The 19,191-nt window shown below is 67.1% G+C and carries 16 protein-coding genes; 10 read left to right on the top strand and 6 right to left on the bottom strand.

The window, feature by feature from the left end; translation table 11 throughout:
• Positions 1–19 precede the first annotated feature (19 nt).
• The 3 genes from DDT93_RS22850 to mdoH are packed head-to-tail and all read left to right on the top strand — an operon-like array spanning position 20 to position 4,652.
• Complete coding sequence (locus tag DDT93_RS22850) at positions 20–1,267, top strand: OpgC family protein (RefSeq protein ID WP_109468221.1); 1,248 nt, start codon at positions 20–22, stop codon at positions 1,265–1,267.
• Positions 1,264–2,781 carry a glucan biosynthesis protein gene (locus DDT93_RS22845; RefSeq protein WP_109468220.1) on the top strand — a complete coding sequence of 506 codons (1,518 nt, stop codon included), beginning with the start codon at positions 1,264–1,266 and terminating at the stop codon, positions 2,779–2,781. The genes DDT93_RS22850 and DDT93_RS22845 overlap by 4 nt, the downstream gene beginning before the upstream one ends.
• A complete protein-coding gene (mdoH, locus tag DDT93_RS22840) occupies positions 2,769–4,652 on the top strand; it encodes a glucans biosynthesis glucosyltransferase MdoH (RefSeq protein WP_109468219.1) in 1,884 nt (627 codons plus the stop codon). Before DDT93_RS22845 ends, mdoH begins: the two co-directional genes overlap by 13 nt.
• Before the next feature lie 49 nt (positions 4,653–4,701).
• On the opposite strand, the gene DDT93_RS22835 is transcribed toward mdoH, so the two are convergent.
• Both DDT93_RS22835 and DDT93_RS22830 read right to left on the bottom strand, forming a co-directional pair.
• Complete coding sequence (locus DDT93_RS22835; RefSeq protein ID WP_232825546.1) at positions 4,702–5,523, bottom strand: alpha/beta hydrolase family esterase; 822 nt, start codon at positions 5,521–5,523, stop codon at positions 4,702–4,704.
• On the bottom strand, positions 5,520–6,014 hold the full coding sequence (locus DDT93_RS22830; protein ID WP_109468218.1) for a rhodanese-like domain-containing protein: 495 nt from the start codon (positions 6,012–6,014) through the stop codon (positions 5,520–5,522). The genes DDT93_RS22835 and DDT93_RS22830 overlap by 4 nt, the downstream gene beginning before the upstream one ends.
• Positions 6,015–6,268: 254 nt before the next feature.
• On the opposite strand from DDT93_RS22830, the gene DDT93_RS22825 reads away from it, so the two are divergent.
• From DDT93_RS22825 to DDT93_RS22795, 7 genes are all read left to right on the top strand, one after another.
• Complete coding sequence (locus DDT93_RS22825) at positions 6,269–9,124, top strand: monovalent cation/H+ antiporter subunit A (protein WP_109468217.1); 2,856 nt, start codon at positions 6,269–6,271, stop codon at positions 9,122–9,124.
• Positions 9,125–9,127: 3 nt separating this feature from the next.
• Entirely contained in the window at positions 9,128–9,478 is a 351-nt protein-coding gene (locus DDT93_RS22820; protein ID WP_109468216.1) for a Na+/H+ antiporter subunit C, read from the top strand.
• Positions 9,475–11,031: a monovalent cation/H+ antiporter subunit D gene (locus tag DDT93_RS22815; RefSeq protein WP_109468215.1), complete on the top strand. Its 1,557-nt coding sequence runs from the start codon at positions 9,475–9,477 to the stop codon at positions 11,029–11,031. Before DDT93_RS22820 ends, DDT93_RS22815 begins: the two co-directional genes overlap by 4 nt.
• Positions 11,028–11,525, top strand: a complete 498-nt coding sequence (locus DDT93_RS22810; RefSeq protein ID WP_109468214.1) for a Na+/H+ antiporter subunit E — start codon at positions 11,028–11,030, stop codon at positions 11,523–11,525. The genes DDT93_RS22815 and DDT93_RS22810 overlap by 4 nt, the downstream gene beginning before the upstream one ends.
• Positions 11,522–11,791, top strand: coding sequence for a K+/H+ antiporter subunit F (locus tag DDT93_RS22805; RefSeq protein ID WP_109468213.1), 270 nt, complete (start codon positions 11,522–11,524; stop codon positions 11,789–11,791). The genes DDT93_RS22810 and DDT93_RS22805 overlap by 4 nt, the downstream gene beginning before the upstream one ends.
• Positions 11,792–11,798: 7 nt before the next feature.
• Positions 11,799–12,206: a Na+/H+ antiporter subunit G gene (locus tag DDT93_RS22800; RefSeq protein WP_109468212.1), complete on the top strand. Its 408-nt coding sequence runs from the start codon at positions 11,799–11,801 to the stop codon at positions 12,204–12,206.
• 144 nt (positions 12,207–12,350) lie between these two features.
• Positions 12,351–13,775, top strand: coding sequence for an aldehyde dehydrogenase family protein (locus DDT93_RS22795; RefSeq protein WP_109468211.1), 1,425 nt, complete (start codon positions 12,351–12,353; stop codon positions 13,773–13,775).
• Between the two features lie 50 nt (positions 13,776–13,825).
• Here the strand turns inward: DDT93_RS22795 and DDT93_RS22790 are convergent, their stop codons facing one another.
• The 4 genes from DDT93_RS22790 to DDT93_RS22775 all read right to left on the bottom strand — a co-directional run bounded on the left by DDT93_RS22790 (position 13,826) and on the right by DDT93_RS22775 (position 19,034).
• Positions 13,826–15,235: a PepSY-associated TM helix domain-containing protein gene (locus tag DDT93_RS22790; RefSeq protein WP_109468210.1), complete on the bottom strand. Its 1,410-nt coding sequence runs from the start codon at positions 15,233–15,235 to the stop codon at positions 13,826–13,828.
• A 153-nt stretch (positions 15,236–15,388) separates the two neighbouring features.
• The gene (locus DDT93_RS22785) at positions 15,389–15,748 is read right to left on the bottom strand and encodes a DUF2946 family protein (protein ID WP_109468209.1); all 360 of its coding nucleotides are present in this window, start codon (positions 15,746–15,748) and stop codon (positions 15,389–15,391) included.
• Between the two features lie 103 nt (positions 15,749–15,851).
• Positions 15,852–17,930 (bottom strand): TRAP transporter permease, encoded by a 2,079-nt coding sequence (locus DDT93_RS22780; protein WP_109468208.1) that lies wholly within the window; start codon positions 17,928–17,930, stop codon positions 15,852–15,854.
• Positions 17,931–18,029: 99 nt separating this feature from the next.
• Complete coding sequence (locus DDT93_RS22775) at positions 18,030–19,034, bottom strand: TAXI family TRAP transporter solute-binding subunit (protein ID WP_109468207.1); 1,005 nt, start codon at positions 19,032–19,034, stop codon at positions 18,030–18,032.
• Between the last annotated feature and the right edge of the window lie 157 nt (positions 19,035–19,191).

Raw genomic sequence — 19,191 nt, 5'->3', positions numbered from 1 at the left:
TTTGTTAACAGGACGGTATATGGCGACCATTTCGCCCCCCATGGACTTTGCGGCATTCAGAACGGCCCCGACCCCAACCGCGGCGCGACAGCGCGATCCGCGGCTCGACTTCTATCGCGGTATCGCGATGTTCATCATCCTCGTCGCGCATATCCCGACCAACGCCTGGGCCAACTGGATCCCGGCGCGATTCGGGTTTTCCGACGCGACCGAGATCTTCGTCTTCTGCTCGGGCATGGCCTCGGCCATCGCCTTCGGCGGCACCTTCGCGCGCCGCGGCTGGCTGATGGGCACCGCGCGGGTGATCTTTCGCTGCTGGCAGGTCTACTGGGCGCACATCGCCCTGTTCTTCACCGTCGCCGCGATGATGGCCGCGCTCGACCTCTACGGCAGCTACGAGGGCTCCTACGTGGGCGAGCTGAACCTCGTGCCCTTCTTCGAGAACACCGAACAGCACATCGTGGGGATCTTCACGCTCACCTACGTGCCGAACTTCTTCGACATCCTGCCGATGTACCTCGTGGTGCTCGCCCTGATGCCGGTGATGATGGCGCTGGTGCGGGTGAACTTCTGGCTCGCCGCCGCGTTCAGCGTCGCGCTCTGGCTCGCAGCCGGCTTCGGCAATCTGCACCTTCCGGCCGAACCGCTCTCAGACCGGGAGTGGTTCTTCAACCCCTTCGCGTGGCAGCTGCTGTTCTTCACGGGCTTTGGTTTGATGCGCGGATGGATCCCCAAGCCCCCGGTGACCAAGACGCTGGTCTGGATCGCCGTCGCGGTGCTCGTCCTGTCGCTGCCCTTCGCCTCGTGGAAGGTGGTCAGCTGGATCGACGCGATCGCCCCGCAACTGGGGATGAAGCTGCACGCCGTCTGGGAAGGGCTCGACCAGATGCGCAACAACACCGGCTTCGACCCGCGTGACAAGACCGATTTCGCGATTCTGCGCTACGTGCACTTCCTGTCGCTGGCTTACCTCGCCTGGGCGGCGGCGGGTGACAGTGGACGGCACCTCGTCGCGCTGCGTGACGGAGTCGCAGGGCCTGTTTGGCAGGCAGTCAGCGCGGCCATCACCAAGGTGGGTCAGCAATCCCTCGCCGTCTTTGTCTTCTCGATGGCGGCGGCCCGCCTACTTGGGTTCGTTCTCGACCTAACCGGTCGATCTGCCTTCACTTTTATGGTGATCAATCTGTGCGGCTTCCTCCTGATCACACTGGTCGCCTACGCCGCCGCCTGGTTCAAGTCGAATCCCTGGAAAGCAAAACGCCAATGAATTTCTCGAGACGTGCCTTTCTCGCCTCCACCTCGGCACTCGCGGTCCTCCGCGCGACCGGGGCATCGGCAGATGACACTCCCTTCAGCCGTGAAACCGTGGTGCAGATGGCCCGCGACCTTGCGCGGCAGGATTACGAGGCGCGGCCGACCGTTCCGGATGCATGGCTGAACCTCTCCTACGAACAGTACAAATCCCTCTGGTTCCGCCCGACCGAGGCGCTGTGGTCCGGTACCGGCAGCCCCTACGAAGTCGATTTCTTCGCGCCCGGCCTCTACTACCGCCAGGCGATCCACGTCGATTCGGTCGAGAACGGCGTCGACATGCCCGTGCCCTTCGAGCTGGCGCACTTCGACAAGACCGACAAGGTGCCCGACCTCCCCGTGGACGAGAGCACCGGCTACTCCGGCCTGCGCCTGCGCACCGAACTGACCGAGGCGGGCAAGAAGAACGAATTCTGCGTGTTTCAGGGCGCGAGCTACTTCCGCGCCATTGGCTACGGCATGACCTATGGCCTGTCGGCCCGCGGCCTCGCGCTCAAGACCGGCGACCCGGAGGGCGAGGAGTTCCCCGATTTCGTGCGCTTCTGGCTGGAGCGTCCGAAGGAAGGCCAGAAGAACATCGTGGTCCACGCGCTGCTCGACAGCCCCAGCGTGACCGGCGCCTTCCGCTTCGACATCATGCCCGGCCCGGACTGCACCATGGAGGTGCAGGCAGCGCTCTTCGCCCGGACCGAGCTCGACCACGTGGGCATCGGCCCGCTGACCAGCATGTTCCTGTTCGATGCCACCAACTCGGTGCGCTTCGACGACTTCCGCCCGGCGGTGCACGACAGCGATGGCCTGCTGGTCTGGAACGGCGCGGGCGAGGTCCTGTGGCGGCCGCTGTCGAACCCGACCAAGCTGCAGATTTCGTCCTTCGTCGACCAGATGCCAAAGGGCTTCGGCCTGATGCAGCGCTCGCGCCGCTTCTCGGATTTCTCCGACCTCGAGGCGCTCTACCACAAGCGTCCGGGCGTCTGGGTTGAACCGCGCGGCGACTGGGGCCCGGGGGCGGTGACGCTGGTCGAGATCCCGTCGGACAAGGAAATCTACGACAACATCGTCGCCTACTGGCGTCCGCGCGATCCGGTGCCCGAAGGCGGACGGCTGGATCTCTCCTACCGCCTGACCTGGTGCGCCGAAGCGCCGGTGCGCTCGGGGCTCGCCCGCGTCCTCAATACGCGGATGGGCGCCAGCCATGCCTGGTCCGAGCACAAGGATGGGCGGATTGTCACCATCGACTTCGAAGAGCACCCGCTTTTCGAAGGACCGCTGGAACAGATCGAGATCCGCGTGAGTTCCTCCTCTGCGGTCACCACGGAAGGTGTGGTCCAGCGCAACCCGGATACCGGTGGGGTCCGCCTCGCCTTTGCCTTCGACCCCGGAGACAACGAGCTGGTGGAACTGCGTGCACAATTGCGTCGGGACGGCGCGCCCGCCAGCGAAGTCTGGCTATACAGATGGACGAAGTGATGAACGATTTTCGGGCGATGCCGGCGGAGAGCCCCCGGACAATGCCGGTTCAGGATTTTTCGACGGAGTATCGGGACGACAACGCACCTGCGTCCGTCCAGGAGGAAGGCGTGGCGCTGTGGCGCGTGCTGGCGTTCAGCCCTGCCATGGTTGCGACGCTCGGCATGCTCTGGGCTATGACCGGCTGGTTCGGCAAGGACGGGATCAGCCTGCTCGAAGCACTGCTGATCACCCTGATCTGCTTCAACTTCTTCTGGATCACCTTCACGGTCTCCACCGTGATCCTCGGGATGGTTTCGCTGACCCGCCATTCGCCCCGCCCGACGCATGGCCCGGCACGGCCGCTCAAGGTGGCGTTGTGCATGCCGGTCTACAACGAGGTGCCGTGGTATGTGCTCGGCAGCGCCCGTTCCATGCTGGAAGAGCTGCGCGCGCGCGGCGGGTCGCACCGCTATGCGATGTTCATCCTCTCCGACACCCGCGACGAGGAAATCGCCCGTCAGGAGCAGGCGGCCGTGCGCGCGGTGCAGAGCCAGCTGAGCCCCGGCCTCGAACTCTACTACCGTCGTCGCGAGCAGAACACCGACCGCAAGGTGGGCAACATCGCCGAATGGGTCAGCCGCTGGGGCGGCGCCTATGACGCGATGCTGGTGCTGGACGCCGACAGCCTGATGACCGGCCGCGCCATCCTGCGCCTGACTGATGCGCTGTCGCGCGACCCGGCCGCCGGCCTGATCCAGAGCTTCCCGCAGCTGATCGGGGCGCAGTCGGTCTTTGCCCGGATGCAGCAGTTCGCCAACGGCGTCTACGGCGCCGCCTTCGCCGAGGGCATGGCGCGCTGGTGTGGTCAGGAAGGCAACTACTGGGGCCACAACGCGATCATCCGCACCGCCGCCTTCGCGGCCTCGGCCGGCCTGCCGCACCTGCGCGGCATGAACGGCTCCGACAAGCTGATCATGAGCCACGACTTCGTCGAGGCGGGTCTGCTGCGCCGCGCTGGCTGGGCCGTCCGCTTCCTGCCGCGCATCAAGGGCTCGTACGAGGAAACCCCGCAGACGCTGATCGACCACGTCCAGCGCGACCGCCGCTGGTGCCAGGGTAACCTGCAGCACCTCGGACTGCTGCGCTCCAAGGGCTTCATGCCGATCTCGCGATTCCACATGTTCCACGGGGCCATCGGCTACCTGATGTCGCCGATCTGGTTCTCGCTTCTGGTGATGTGGGCCCTGATCGGTCCCAGCGAGGAGGCCTCGGTGCTGAAGTATTTCAGCGAGTCGAACCCGACCATGCCGATGTGGCCCGAGATGACCGAGGGGCGCCACGTCCTGATCATCGTGCTGATGTATGCCATGCTGCTCGCACCCAAGCTGGTCGGGGTGGCGGCGCTGCCGCTGACCGGTGCCCGCTTTACGGAGTTTGGCGGGGCAGGGCGCTTTGTGCTGTCCTTCCTCTCCGAGGTGTTGCTGTCGATCCTCTACGCACCGATCCTGATGGTGCAGCAGATGATCGCCGTGCTGCGCACCGCCTTCGGGATGCAGAAGGGCTGGTCGCCGCAGGCGCGCGCGGGTGGGACCTATGGCTTTACCACCGTGCTGCAGTGCCACCTGCTGGAAACCATCAGCGGCGCGGCCCTCGTCACCGGCATGTTCTTCGGCGTCGTGTCGCCCTGGCTGCTGCCGATCGCGGTAAGCCTCGTGCTGGCCGTGCCGCTCTCGATGCTGAGCGGCATGCACCTCTGGCAGGCCGGGCGCTGGATGGGGACGCGTGAGGATTTCCGCGCGCCGCCGATCACGCAGGCCGCCCGCCACTACCGGGCCGAGCTGAAGTCGATGCTCGATGGCGCCGTGCCGCAGGCCCGCGCCGCCGAGTAACCCCGAACGGAAGGGCAGGACATCGTCCTGCCCTTTTGCCATCCGCCGCTCATTCTCCGGGCAGCGCCTCGAACCAGTCCAGCATCATGTCGGCCCAGCCCGCAGGCACCTGATGACCGCCGGGGAAGAGCGCGAACTCCAGCGCGCTGCCCGGGACACAGTCCCAGCGCCGCCGCTGGAACGGCCCGGTCTCCGAATAGCCGCTCGGATCGTCCCCCGCGCAGGCGTTGGCCTGCCGCCACAGCGCCATCCCGGCAAAGATATCTCCCTGAACGAAGGCGCCCCCGCGCAGGGCGCGCCCCTCCAGCGGAACCGTGGTGTCGCGCCAGCCGTGGGTCTGGAACAGCCGCACCGGGCCGGCACAGTGCTCGGGCTGCGGGCGCCAGAACCCGCCCGAAACCGGCGCGTAGGCGGCAAAGTCGCCGGGGCGCGCGCAGGCGAGGTAGCTGACCATGAAGCCCCCCGCCGAGAACCCGGCGAGGACGGGCGCGCCGGTGTCGAGCGCAAACCGCCCGGCCGCGTCGCGCAGCACGTCCTGCAGGAAGTCCGCCTCGTCGCGCCCCTCGCGCCCGGGCAGGAAGTTCCAGACGCGCCCCCCGCCATTGCCGAAGGACCGGCTGCCATCGGGGGCGAGGACCGCGTAACCGCGCGCCAGCATGGGCGCGACGACATCCGCGTTGCTGATCGAATACCCGCCGGTCCCGCCCGCGCCATGCAGGAAGACAACGACCGGCGCGCCCTCGGGCTGCGCCGGCAGGGCGATGTGATAGCTGCCGCCCTCGATCTCGCAGGCGTCCGGGGCGGGGCCGCAGTCGGCCAGCGCCGGGCCGCCCAGCATCAGTGCGGCGATCAGGACAGCGAGCCGCGTCACTCGGTCGCTCCCTCTGCCGCGCCGGGCGTCCGTACGGGGAGCCCGGCGTCGATCCAGCCGGGTCCGGCGGCCGACCCCTCCATGCCCTCGGGCACGTCGATCACGTTTTCGTAACCCGCCTCGGCCAGCCTCTGCGCCATCCGGGCCGAACGCACGCCCCCGGCGCAGATCAGCGCGACGGGCCTTGTCCGGTCACCGCCGGTCAGCTCTGCCAGCGCCACCTCGAAATCGTCGCGCCGCATGTCCAGCGGCGTCGCGTCTTCCCCGATGCCGGTCCTCGCCCATTCGTCGGGACGCCGGATATCGACCAGCAGGACACGCCCGTCGGCCGCCTGCGCATGGGCCTCGCTTACGCTCAGGGCCTGCCCGTCGAAGGCGGTCGGCCTTGTCTCCCAGTAGAGCCCCAGCAGCCCGAGCCCGATCACCGCGACAAGGATCGCGCGGCGTCGGGACCGGGGCAGGCGGACCTTGGGGGCGGGTGTCTCCGGCATGGACGACCTTCGTGACGGATGAGGGCTGGGACCAGTCTGCGCGACCGCGTGTCACCGGACAAGCGGGTGCCCTCCGCCGCCCCGCTAACGGGCAATCAAGTTTCCGTCAGAGACGGCCCTGGGGCGATTTTCCGGCCCCGGGACTGCGTGAAATGGGCACAAGGGACGGTTTTCCCGATCTTCAAGGGTTTGACAGACCCATTATTTTCCTTACGCACAAGGGAACGAGAAAATTGAACCGAAGGAGCTTCGCGTTGTCCCTGTTCCTGATTGCGGCCCTGCCTTTCCTTGGGGCGGTCTTTCCCGCCCTTCTGATCCGCGCAGGACGCAATGCCTGTTCCTCGGCAGCAGGAGCGGTGACGCTGCTGGCTCTCGTCGGTGTCCTCCTTCATGCCCCCGAAGTCTTTCGCGGCGAGACCGTGACCGCCCGCGCGCCCTGGTTGCCGCAACTGGGCATGAACGCGAACTTCTTCATGGACGGGCTCGGCTTCTTCTTTGCCACCATGATCCTCGGGATCGGCCTGCTGATCATCATCTACGCGCGCCACTACCTCTCGCGCGAAGACCCGATGGGCAATTTCTACACCTATTTGCTGCTGTTTCAGGGCGCGATGGTGGGCATCGTGCTCTCGGACAACATTCTGCTGCTGGTGGTGTTCTGGGAGCTGACCTCGCTCTCCTCCTTCCTGCTGATCGGCTACTGGCGGCACCTGCCGGCGGGCCGGCAGGGCGCGCGCATGGCGCTGGCCGTCACCGGGGGCGGGGGCCTCGCCCTGATCGGGGGCATGCTGCTGCTAGGCCATGCCGCGGGCAGCTACGACCTGACAACCATCCTCGAGCGCAAGGATCAGATCCAGGCCTCGCCGCTCTACGTGCCCGCTCTGATCCTGATCCTGCTGGGCTGTTTCACCAAGTCGGCGCAGTTCCCCTTCCACTTCTGGCTGCCCCACGCGATGGCTGCCCCGACGCCGGTCTCCGCCTACCTGCACTCCGCCACGATGGTGAAGGCGGGGCTGTTCCTGATGGCGCGTCTCTGGCCGGTGCTCTCGGGCACCGACATCTGGTTCTACATCGTCGCCAGCATCGGCATGATCACGATGGTTCTCGGCGCCGTGATCGCCCTGTTCAAGGACGACCTCAAGGCGCTGTTGGCTTTCTCCACGGTCAGTCACCTTGGTCTCATCACCCTGCTGCTGGGCCTTGGCACCGAAGAAGCGGCGATGGCCGCCGTGTTCCACATCATGAACCACGCCACATTCAAGGCGGCCCTCTTCATGACCGCCGGGATCGTCGACCACGAGGCCCATACCCGCGACATCAAGCGGCTGGGCGGCCTCCGGGTCCTGATGCCGGTGACCTTCGTCCTCGCCACCGTCGCCTCGCTGTCGATGGCCGGTATCCCGCCGCTCAACGGCTTCCTGTCCAAGGAACTGATGCTCGACGCCGCGGCCCATACCATCTGGAACGGGTCGGAGTGGCTGTTCCCGGTGCTGGCCACCGTCGGCGCGCTGTTCTCGGCGGCCTATTCCTTCCGCTACGTGGTCCATACCTTCCTCGGCCCGGTGCGCGACGACTACCCGCACAAGCCGCACGACCCGGGCATCGGCATGTGGCTGTCGCCCGCGATCCTCGTGCTGCTGGTGGTGGCCATCGGCCTGTTCCCCGAGGCGCTGGCCGGAGAGATCGTGCGCACCGTCACCGACGCGGTGATCGGCGGGCACGGGCACTATCACGAGCTGAAGATCTGGCACGGTGTGAACACCGCGCTGATCATGTCCGGCATCGCGACGGTCGGCGGCCTGATCCTGCTGGCGTTGCACCGCCCGCTCGACGTGGCATGGCTCGCCGCGCCCCGGCCCGAGGCCAAGGTGATCTTCGACGCCTGCATCGGCGCGCTGATCCGCGCGGCGCGGGCAGTGACCGACACGCTGCATGACGGCGCGCTCAGCCGCTATGCCGCGATCTTCACGCTGTTCACCGTCGGTCTCGGCGTCTACGCCTTCTCGACCGGCGAGATCGGAGAGGCGACGCGCCCGATGAACCGCATCGAGGTGCTGCCGCTGATCGTCTGGTTCTGCCTGATCGGCGCTACCGCCTGCGTGGTGGCCTTCCACCGCTACCGGGTCATCGCGCTGGTGATCATGGCGATCATCGGCCTCGTGGTGACCCTGGGCTTCAACTACTTCTCCGCCCCCGACCTCGCGCTTACCCAGCTCTCGGTCGAGGTGGTCACCATCATCCTGCTCCTGCTGGCACTGAACTTCATGCCCAAGCGGACCCCGATCGAGAGCAGCCCGGGCCGCCGCCTGCGCGACGCCGTTCTGTCGATCGGCGCCGGGGTCGGGGTAGGGCTCCTGCTCTACGCGATCCTGACGCGCGACTTCGCCTTCCCGTCGATCTCGGAGTACCACCTCGCCAACTCCTACAAGGGCGGTGGCGGCCACAACGTGGTGAACGTGATCCTCGTGGACTTCCGTGGCTTTGATACCTTCGGCGAGATCATCGTGCTCGGCATCGCGGCGGTGGTGATCTTTGCCCTGACCGAGGCCATCCTGCGCACCAGCGTCCGGGCCAAGCTGCTGAACCGCAAGCCAGACTGGCCGGTGGCAGGGGATTCCCACCCGCTGATGATGGTGGTGGTGACCCGCCTGATGATGCCGGTGGCGCTGATGGTCGCGGCCTACATCTTCTTCCGCGGCCACAACGAACCGGGCGGGGGCTTCATCGCCGGCCTGATCGCGGCCATCGCCATCGTCATGCAGTACATGGCTTCGGGCTTCAGCTGGGCCGCGGCACGCCAGCACTTTCCCTACCACGGCATCATCGGCTCGGGTGTCCTTGTCGCCGCCGTCACCGGCATGGGGGCCTGGCTGAACGACAAGCCCTTCCTGACCAGCGACTACGGCTACATCCACATCCCGGGTCTCGAGAAGTTCGAATGGGCCACCGCTGCCCTGTTCGACGTGGGCGTGTTCCTCGCCGTGGTCGGGGCGGTGCTGCTGGCGCTGGAAAGCCTGTCGCGCTACGCGTGGCGGCCCAACACCGACAGCCCATACCCGATGGACATCAACCCGGCGCGGGACGATCCGCGCGGCGGCAGGGAGGACTGAGCCGTGGAAATTCTCGTCGCCACCGCCGTCGGCCTGCTGACCTCCGCCGGTATCTACCTGATCCTGCGCCAGCGGACCTTTCCCGTGATCCTCGGCATCTCGCTGATCTCCTACGCGGTTAACATCTTCCTCTTCGCCTCCGGCCGGCTGGTGGTCGGCCTGCCACCGATCCTGCGGGACGAGGCGGTCGCCTATACCGACCCGCTGCCGCAGGCACTGGCGCTTACCGCCATCGTGATCTCCTTCGGCATGACGGCGTTGATCGTGATGATCGCGCTCTCGGCCTATCTCTCGGACAATGACGACCGGATCGACATGGACGACGTGTCGGACCTGCAGGACAACGACGCATGAGCCACTGGATCATTCTTCCCATCGTGCTGCCGGCCCTGCTGGCGCCGTTCATCCTGATGGTGATCCGGCATCACCTCGACCTGCAGCGCATCTTCTCGGTGGCGGGCACGGTGGCGCTGCTGGGCATCGCGACGGGCCTGCTGGCCCATGCCGCGACGGGCGACATCACCGTCTACGAACTGGGCGACTGGCCCGCGCCCTTCGGCATCGTGCTGGTGCTGGACCGGCTGTCGGGGCTCATGGTCTTCCTGACCGCGGTGCTGGCGCTGGCGGTGCTGCTCTACGCCATCTGGACCGGCTGGGACGACCGGGGGCGCCATTTCCACGCCCTGTTCCAGTTCCAGCTGATGGGGGTGCTCGGGGCCTTCCTGACCGGGGACGCCTTCAACCTCTTCGTCTTCTTCGAAGTGCTGCTGATCGCTTCCTACGGGTTGATGATCCACAGCGGCGGGGCGCATCGCCTGCACGCGGGCGTGCAATACGTGGCCTACAACCTGATCGGCTCCACCCTGTTCCTCTTCGCGCTTGGCACCATCTACGCGGTGACCGGCACGCTCAACATGGCCGACCTCGCGGTCAAGGTCGCCGAGATGCCCGCCGAGGATACCGCGCTGATCCGGGTGGCCGCCGTGCTGCTGCTGCTGGTCTTCTCGGTCAAGGCCGCGGTGCTGCCGCTGCACTTCTGGCTGCCCGGCTCCTACGGCAACGCACCGGGGCCGGTGGCCGCGCTCTTCGCGATCATGACCAAGGTCGGGGTCTACTCGGTGCTGCGCATGTATACGCTCGTCTTCGGCCCGCAGGTCGAGGCGACGCAGGGTCTCGCCTCCAACTGGCTGATCTACGCCGCGCTGCTGACCGTGGCAGCAGGCACCATCGGCGTTCTCGGCTCGCGGCGGATGATGCGGATGGCGGCCTTCGGCACCATCGGCTCGACCGGGACCCTGATGGTCGCGGTGTCGCTCTTTACGCAGGATACGGCAGCGGCGGCGATCTACTACATGATCCACTCGACCTTTGCCGCCGGGCTGATGTTCCTCGTGGCCGACCTCGTGGTCGAACGCCAGGGCGACTCGATCCGGCCCTACCAGCCGATGCCGCACGGCGGCACCATCTCGGTGCTGTTCTTCGCCGCCGCCATCGCGGTTGCGGGCATGCCGCCGCTCTCGGGCTTCGTCGGGAAACTGCTGGTGCTGGATGCCGCGCGCGACAGCGCGCAGGCGGTGCTGGTCTGGAGCGTGATCCTGATCACCTCCTTCTGCGCCATCCTCGGCTTTGCCCGCGCGGGCAGCCTCGTGTTCTGGAAATCCCATGACGACAACGAGCCCGACAGCGAAGAGATCGCCGACGCCGAGGTGCCGCCCGATCCGCGCGCGGTCAAGCTGCCGGTCGCGCCGCCGCGGCTGCCCTTCGTCCCGGCCTTCGCGCTGCTCGGGGTGCTGGTGCTGCTGACCGTCTTTGCCGGGCCGGTGATGACCTACACCGGCAAGACCGCGGAACAGCTCTACAATCCGCAGACCTATATCGACACCGTTCTGAAGGGGACCGGGTCATGAAACTCCTGCGCCGCCTCTTTCCCCACCCGCTGCTGACCCTGCTGCTCACGCTGGTCTGGCTGATGCTGGTCAACCGCTTCTCGTGGAACTCGGTGATCTTCGGCTTCTTCCTCGGCGTGCTGATCCCCTTCGTGATCAGCCCCTACTGGCCGGGCATGAGCCGGGTGCGCCACACGATCAAGATCGTCGAGTACATCCTCGTGGTGATCTACGACATCATGGTCGCCAACGTCACCGTGGCGCGGCTGATCCTGTTCAAGTCGAACGCCGACATGAAACAGGCGTGGATCAGCGTGCCGCTGCGCCTGCGCACCCCCGAGGCGATCACCACGCTGGCGGGCACCATCACCCTGACGCCCGGCACCGTGTCCTGCGACCTGTCGAGCGGAGGCCATTACCTTCTGGTACACTGCCTGCACGCGCCCGAGCCCGAGAAGGTCCGGCAGGGCATCATCGACCGCTACGAAAGCCGCCTGATGGAGATTTTCGAATGATCGAGACCGCGCTCACCTTCGCCTTCGGCTGCTTCGGCCTCGCGATGCTCATGAACCTGTGGAAGATCATCACCGCCGAGGGGGTGGGCGACCGCGTTCTGGCGCTCGATACGATGGTGATCAACTCCATCGCCATTCTCGTGCTGATGGGAATTTCGGAAGGCACCGAGATCTTCTTCGAGGCCACCATGATCATCGCCATGCTGGGGTTCGTCTCCACCGTCGCCTACGCGCGCTTCATGCTGCGCGGCAACATCATCGAGTGAGGGCGTGATGGCACAGATCGCGGATTACCTGACAGCCGTCTTCCTCGTCATCGGGGGCTTCTTCGGGGTGGTTGGCTCCTTCGGGCTGATCAAGCTCGGGGATTCCATGTCGCGCCTCCACGCGCCGACCAAGGCGACGACGCTGGGGGTCGGGGGCGTGCTGATCACCTCGCTGCTCCACTCCTACGCCATCGAGGGCTACCTCTCGGTGCACGAGCTGATGATCACCCTGTTCCTGTTCCTGACCGCGCCCATCACCGCGCTGTTCATCGCCAAGGCGCATATCCATCGCCACCGCGAGGACTATGACCTGCCCGAAACCGGGGATGACACCTGCTGGGCGGTGCTGGAGAAGGAAGAGGTCGTGGCCGAACCGCTGTCCGACTCGCTCGAGGACATGAAACCGACCGAGTGACGCGCCGCCGGGCACTGCCCGGGGCGCGGGCGACCGGCTGGTTGCCAGCGTGATTTTCCCAAGCTCTGCGTTGTGCGCGGGCCTCGCTTCCGCTCTTATGGCGCGGCGGGGGCTCCGCGCCCGCCCACAGAGCAAGGAAAGCCGATGTCCCACCACCCGTATTTCTACATCGACGGCGCATGGGTGCCGCCCGTTGTCCCGGAAACAGCCCCGGTCGAGAACCCTGCCACCGGCGAGGAAATCGCCACCATCAGCCTTGGCAGCGCAGCGGACGTCGACAAGGCCGTCGCGGCGGCCGTGGCCGCCTTTCCGAAATGGTCCGCCACTCCGCTGGCGGAACGGCGCGCACTGGTCGAAGCCTTCCTCGCGATCTACGAAAAGCGGTTCGAGGAGATGGCCCAGACCATCACCTCCGAACTCGGCGCGCCGATCACCATGAGCCGCGAACAGCAGGCCGATACCGGATCGGGCCACACCCGCGGCTTCCTCGAAGCGCTGGACGATGTCTTCTGGGAGGAAAAGCTGACCAATGGCGACACGCTGACCCGCGAACCCATCGGCGTCGTCGGGCTGATCACGCCGTGGAACTGGCCGATGAACCAGATCTCGCTCAAGGTGATCCCCGCCGTGCTGGCGGGCTGTACCTGCGTGCTGAAACCCTCGGAAGTCACTCCGCTGAACGCGCTGCTCTGGGCCGACATGATGCACGAGGCAGGCTTTCCGCCGGGGGTCTTCAACCTCGTGAACGGCACCGGCCCCGAGGTCGGCGCGGCGCTGTCCGGCCACCCCGATATCGCCATGATGTCCTTCACCGGGTCGACCCGGGCCGGCACCGCCGTCACCGTCGACGCGGCCCCCACGGTCAAGCGGGTCACGCTGGAACTGGGCGGCAAGAGCCCCAACATCGTCTTTGCCGACTGCGATCTGGAAGAGCGGGTCCGGGGCAGCGTTCTGGAGGTCATGAACAACACGGGCCAGAGCTGCGACGCACCGACCCGGATGCTGGTCGAACGGCCGGTCTATGACCGCGCGGTCGAGATCGCGGCGGAAACCGCGCTGGCGACCGAGGTCGGCGACCCGACGCAGGAAGGCAGCCACATCGGCCCGCTGGTCTCCGGCCTGCAGTGGGACCGGGTGCAGGCGCTGATCGAGGCCGGGGTCCGCGAAGGCGCCCGTGTGGTCGCCGGGGGGCCGGGCAAGCCCGAGGGCATGAATGCAGGCCACTGGGCCCGCCCCACGATCTTTGCCGACTGCACCGTGGACATGCGCGTCTGGCGCGAGGAAATCTTCGGCCCCGTCCTGTCGATGATGCCCTTCGACACCGAGGAAGAGGCAATCGCCCTGGCCAATGACACCGACTATGGCCTTGCCGCCTATCTCCAGACCGGAGATGCGGCGCGCGCCCGTCGGGTGATGCGCCAGCTCAAGGCGGGCAATGTCCACCTGAACGGCGCGGGCGTGGCCTATGGCAGCCCCTTCGGCGGCTACAAGCGGTCGGGCAGCGGCCGCGAGGGCGGGCTGCCCGGGCTCGAGGATTTCCTCGAGATCAAGATGCTGCACGGGGTCTGACCCCGGCAGCGAAGGGGAGGGGCCGGACTTGCCGTCCGGCCCGCCCCCGATCAGGCAAAGCGGCCCGAACCCCGGGCCAGCAGCGGCCGGACCAGCGCGTCGAAGGCCAGAACGACCACCAGCGTGATCCCGGCCATCGGAAAGGCCAGCCCCAGCGCCAGCGCGATGGCGGTCGCGGCAGGCCAGTGCGGCATGTCGCGCGGCATCGGCGGCGCGGAGAGCCCGGTGGCCCCGGCGGGACGGCGCTTCCACCACATCACCACGCCCGAGACGGCAAGGAAGATCACCGAGAGGCAGACGAGCGTGTTGGCCAGCACGCTCCACAGGCCCAGCGTCCCCATGTGGAGCGCGATGCCCACGGCCATGGACTTGCCCATCAGGCCGTAATCCGCATAGGCCACATCGGCCAGCACCGCGCCCGAGTAACGGTCCACATGGACGATCCGGTCGCTGGTCGGGTTCACGCTGTCGGTGCTCATCGAATCCCGGCTCAGCGTCCAGACCCCGGTGTCGCCCTTGGGCAGGTTCAGCTGATACCGCCCGGCAAAGCCGATCTCGCGGGCAAAGGCATCCACCCGGTCGAGATCCGGCATCGCCCCGGCACCGGCCATGCCCTCGGCAGGGGCCGCCGCCGCGTCCGCGCCGTGGTGGTGGGCGTGCGGATCGGAGGCGGGAATCGGGGTCTGTTCCAGCACCCAGGGCACTTCCTTGGTGCCGCCGTTCAGCGCCTCGGCGTGGCTGACGTCGCTCACGGGGATACCGCCGTACTTGCCCGCCGGAAAGCTCGACCACGCCTGCACCAGTTTCTCGCCCCAGACACCGGCCCAGGAAAGGCCCGAGATCAGGAAGAACAGCAGGATGACCGAGATCCAGATGCCGACCGTGCCGTGCAGCGACTTCCACAGGCTGCGCCCGCGCGACCCGAGCGCCGGGAGCAGGGCCCGCAGCCCGCGCCCGTCGCGCGGCCACCACAGGTAGAGCCCGGTCACCAGCAGCACGATCCCCAGCGAGGCGGCGATCTCGATCATCCGGTCGCCGGTAAGGCCCAGCAGCAGCGACCCGTGGACATTGTCCATCAGGTCATACCAGCCGCTGCGGCGCGGGAACTGCTCCAGCACCTCGGCGGTGTAGGGGTCGACGACGGCCATCATCGGGCCGTCGGCGGTATCCACGCGAAAGATCGCGGCCAGCGCGGCATCACGCGGGGCGATGTACTGCGTCAGCTCGCCACCCGGCCAAGCGGCCTCCGCGGCGGCGGCCTGTTCCGACAGCGGCAGCGCCTGTGCCTGTGGCAGAACGGCGGTGCGTTCCCCGTCGCGCCCGTCGAGGAAGGCGATCCAGAGCATCGCCATGCCGCTCATCGCGAGGACGAGGAAAAACGGGATGACGTAGAGCCCGGCATAGAAATGCCAGCGCCAGACCGAGCGGTAGAGGGCGGCGCGGCGGGTGTCCTCGGTCATGGCCGGACCTCCCGCGTCGGGGTGAAGGTCGCACATGCGCGCGGGGCGGCGCGACAGGGCGCCGGAAGGGGAATGAGTGGCATTGGTTTGCTCCCTCGGGCCGGGTCGCAACGGCGCCCGGCGGGTCATGATGTCAGGTGTGGTGCGGGGACATCAGGCGCGCGGCGGCGCGCGCGAGGGGGCGTCGTGGATAAACCGGTCCGGTGCGGCAAGCGCCGGACGCACCAGCGAGACCGCGATGGTGGCAAAGCCGGCGGGGCGCGGTGCGGCCTCGGCGGCAAAGGCATGATCGAGCGCATGGGTGAGCAGACAGGGAACGTCCCTGACCGGCTTTGACTCCACCGGATTGCCCTCGGCATCGAGGGTGATCTGCTCCAGCCCGTCGCCGGTACAGATCAGCACGGTGTTCCCGGCGCTCAGACCGACACCTGCCAGCACCGCCGTCATCTTCGGCAGCGTGACGCCCATCAGGACGCCGGTCAGCAGGATGCAGCGGAGGAGGTGCGCTATCATGGCCACGGGCTTAGCGGTTTCCCGCTCGTGTGAAAAGCCGGGCCTGATGCGACATTTGCAGCGGCCGGGCGCCCGAAGCGCCCGGCCATAGAGGGTTTCGCCGTCAGGCGGTCGCGCCACCGCGCCACTTGGGCAGCAGTTGCCGCAGCGCGATCGGGGCGACGATCAGCAGGCCGATGGCCGTCGCCGTCAGGTTCGGCGCAACCAGCAGGATCGCGGCAATCACCAGGATGATGCGCTCGAACCAGTAGAGCGGGGCAAAGAGCCAGCTCGAGACGGCAGAGGCAAGGATCCAGATGCCGAGCACCGCGCCGGTAAAGGCCAGCGCAAAGGCTTCCCAGGTGAAGCCGTCGGTCACGATCAGCAGGGCGGGCTGGAAGGCGAAGACGAAGGGCACCAGCGCCTTGCCCATGCTCAGCCGGAAGGCGGTGTTGCCCGCCTTGAACGCGTTCGCGTTCGCGATCCCGGCCCCCGCATAGGCCGCCATCGCCACCGGTGGCGTCACGTCGGCCAGTACCCCGTAGTAGAACACGAAGTAATGCGCCACCATCTGCTGCACGCCCAGCATCCCGAGGATCGGGGCCGCAACGGCAACCATGATGATGTAGTTCGCCGTGGTCGGGATGCCGCAGCCCATGAGGATGCAGACCACCGCCGTCAGGATCAGGGTGAACAACAGCGTCAGCGAGGGCACCGTCATCAGCTCGAAGGGGAGGACCGAGAACAGGTCATGCAGCGAGGTGGCCCAGCCCTGGGCGATCCCGGTGACCATGTAGGCGATCTTGAAGCCGACCCCGGTCAGGGTGACGACACCGATCACCACACCCACCAGCGCGGCGGCGGCAGTCACCGAAAGCGATTGCTTGGCGCCCAGGATGAACCCCTCGAACACGCCGTGCGCGGTGTTCTTGATCCCCTGCACGAGGCCCGAACCACTGACCTGCTGGATCGCGAGAACGGCGATACAGGCGGTGATCGAGTAGAAGGCGGCGGCAAAGGGCGTGCGGCCCGAGAGCAGGACGGCCACGAGGATCACCAGCGGCACGACCGAAAGCCAGCCCGCCTTCAGCACCTTCCACGCATTCGGCAGTTCCGAGGCGGAGAGCCCGCGCAGACCCAGCCGACGCGCTTCGAGGTGAACCTGCACGAGGACGCCGAAGAAGTGCATGAAGGCCGGCACCAGCGCCGCGGTCAGGATGGTGGTCAGCGGCACGCCGAGGTACTCGATCATCAGGAAGGCGACGGCGCCCATGACCGGCGGCGTGATCTGCCCGCCGGTGGAGGCCGCGGCCTCGACCGCCGCCGCGAAGTGGCGCGGATAGCCGATGCGGATCATCGCGGGGATGGTCAGCGCGCCGGTGGTGACGGTGTTGGCGATGGACGAGCCCGAGATCGAGCCGAGCAGGGCGGAGGACAGCACCGAAACCTTGGCGGGACCTCCGGCATAGCGCCCGGCCAGCGCCGAGGCGATGTCGATGAACAGTTGGCCGAGGCCGATGCGCGTCGCCATCACGCCGAACAGCACGAAATGGAATACGTAGGTCGCGATCACCCCGAGGGCGGTGCCGTAGATGCCCTGCGACGTCAGGTAGAGGTGGTTGACGATATTGGCCCAGCTGGCGCCCGGATGGACGAAGATGCCGGGCATCGACTTGCCGAAATAGGCGTAGGCGATGAACAGGATGGCGATGACCGGCAGGGGCCAGCCCATCGACCGGCGCACCGCCTCCAGCAGCACCACGATCAGGATGGTGCCCATGACGATGTCGATGGGCAGCGGGTTCCCGACGCGGAAGGCCAGTTCGCTGTAGATCCAGGGCACGTAGAGCGCGCTGACGATCCCGGCGATGGCGAGGATCCAGTCCAGCAGCGGCAGCCCGAAGGGCGCGCGCCAGTTGCTGGCCATCTCCTTCTTGCCGAAGGCCGAGAAGCTGAGGAAGACCACCGTCAGCGTGACGCCAAGGTGCAGGCCGCGGTGCACGGTCGCCTGCGGGATGCCGAAGCCGGCGGTGTAATAGTGATAGCACGAGAGCAGGAACAGGATGATCGCCGTGGCCACGGCCAGCGGCCACGCCAGCACGCGGAACCTCAGCTCCGGATCAAATTCCTCTTCGATTGCCTGCAGTTCGTCTGCGGACAGCTGGCGGACGTCGTCCCCCTCATCGCTGCGGTCCCGGGTCATCAGCTGCGCTCCTGTCAGATTGTGGAAAGGGGGGCCGCGACATGCCTCGCAACCCCCCGAAAGGTTTGCGGCGCGGGGGCTGTCCCGCGCCGCTCTGATTTACTTGAGAAGACCTGCTTCCTTGTAGAACTTCTCGGCGCCCGGGTGCAGCGGGACGCCGACGCCGTTCAGCGCGGTCTCCTTGGTGATCATCTTGCCCTTGGCGTGGCCCGCATCGAGCTGCTTGCGGGTGTTGTCGTTCCAGAGCGCCTTGGTGATCTCGTAGATCAGCTCTTCGGGCTGATCCGCGCTGGTCAGCCACTGGGCGCCGACCGACAGGGTCTGCACGTCGTCGGCATTGCCTTCATAGGTGCCGCCGGGAACGGTGTCGGCCGAGAAGAACTTGAACTCTTCGCAGATCGCGGGAGCTTCCTCGCAGCTGATCGGGATCAGCTTGACCTCGTGCTGGCTGGCCAGTTCCGAGATCGCGCCGGCCGGGTAGCCGCCCACGAAGAAGAACGCGTCCATCGCGCCGTCACGCATGCGGTCGGCGGCCTGGTCGGGCTTCAGGTACTCGGGCTGGATGTCGTCCTCGGTGATGCCGTAGCCGCCGAGGATGATCTTGGCGTCGACGAGGGTGCCGGAGCCCGGCTCGTCCATCGAGACGCGCTTGCCCTTGAGGTCGGCCACGCTGGTGATGCCGGACTCGGCGCTGGCCACCAGGTGGATGCTCTCGGGGTAGAGGTTGGCAATGGTGCGCAGCTTCTCGACCGCGGGCTTGCCTTCCCAGATGCCGGTGCCGGTATAGGCCCAGGTGGCGACGTCGGACTGCGAGAAGCCCGATTCGAGGGTGCCGCCGGCGATGGCGTTGATGTTGGCGACCGAGCCGTTGGCCGAGAGCGCCGAGGCGATCAGCCCGGGCACGCCGCAGGACCCGCCCTGGTCACAGGGGCGCGAGCCCGGCGGGTTGGAGATCGCATTCGCCAGGAGCCCGCCGATCGGGTAGTAGGTGCCGGCGGTGCCGCCGGTCCCGATGCGGAAGAACGACATGTCCTGCGCGCCCGCGGCCGAAGCTGCCAGGCCAAGCGCAAGCGCGACGCCGGTAAAGATCTTCTGATGCTTCATGATAAGCTCCTCGCTTTCACTGAATTGACTGCCTGACAATTACGCTTATCCGCGTGCCGATCACAAGCCGAGTCTTTGCGCGGGTCAAGTTCCGGACCGGCGCGCCCGTGGCGGCGGAAAGACGGGGGCGCTGCCCCCTCTTGGCCCCTCGGGGCCA

The sequence above is a fragment of the Albibacillus kandeliae genome (assembly GCF_003116585.1).
GTDB classification, from domain to species: domain Bacteria; phylum Pseudomonadota; class Alphaproteobacteria; order Rhodobacterales; family Rhodobacteraceae; genus Albibacillus; species Albibacillus kandeliae.
This window is presented reverse-complemented; position numbering and strand designations above follow the sequence as displayed.

Coding starts and splice junctions, on each gene's coding strand:
- DDT93_RS22850 (WP_109468221.1), top strand. CDS start 20: ATGGCGACCATTTCGCCCCCCATGGACTTTGCGGCATTCAGAACGGCC.
- DDT93_RS22845 (WP_109468220.1), top strand. CDS start 1,264: ATGAATTTCTCGAGACGTGCCTTTCTCGCCTCCACCTCGGCACTCGCG.
- mdoH (WP_109468219.1), top strand. CDS start 2,769: ATGGACGAAGTGATGAACGATTTTCGGGCGATGCCGGCGGAGAGCCCC.
- DDT93_RS22830 (WP_109468218.1), bottom strand. CDS start 6,014: ATGCCGGAGACACCCGCCCCCAAGGTCCGCCTGCCCCGGTCCCGACGC.
- DDT93_RS22815 (WP_109468215.1), top strand. CDS start 9,475: ATGAGCCACTGGATCATTCTTCCCATCGTGCTGCCGGCCCTGCTGGCG.
- DDT93_RS22810 (WP_109468214.1), top strand. CDS start 11,028: ATGAAACTCCTGCGCCGCCTCTTTCCCCACCCGCTGCTGACCCTGCTG.
- DDT93_RS22805 (WP_109468213.1), top strand. CDS start 11,522: ATGATCGAGACCGCGCTCACCTTCGCCTTCGGCTGCTTCGGCCTCGCG.
- DDT93_RS22800 (WP_109468212.1), top strand. CDS start 11,799: ATGGCACAGATCGCGGATTACCTGACAGCCGTCTTCCTCGTCATCGGG.
- DDT93_RS22795 (WP_109468211.1), top strand. CDS start 12,351: ATGTCCCACCACCCGTATTTCTACATCGACGGCGCATGGGTGCCGCCC.
- DDT93_RS22790 (WP_109468210.1), bottom strand. CDS start 15,235: ATGACCGAGGACACCCGCCGCGCCGCCCTCTACCGCTCGGTCTGGCGC.
- DDT93_RS22785 (WP_109468209.1), bottom strand. CDS start 15,748: ATGATAGCGCACCTCCTCCGCTGCATCCTGCTGACCGGCGTCCTGATG.
- DDT93_RS22780 (WP_109468208.1), bottom strand. CDS start 17,930: ATGACCCGGGACCGCAGCGATGAGGGGGACGACGTCCGCCAGCTGTCC.
- DDT93_RS22775 (WP_109468207.1), bottom strand. CDS start 19,034: ATGAAGCATCAGAAGATCTTTACCGGCGTCGCGCTTGCGCTTGGCCTG.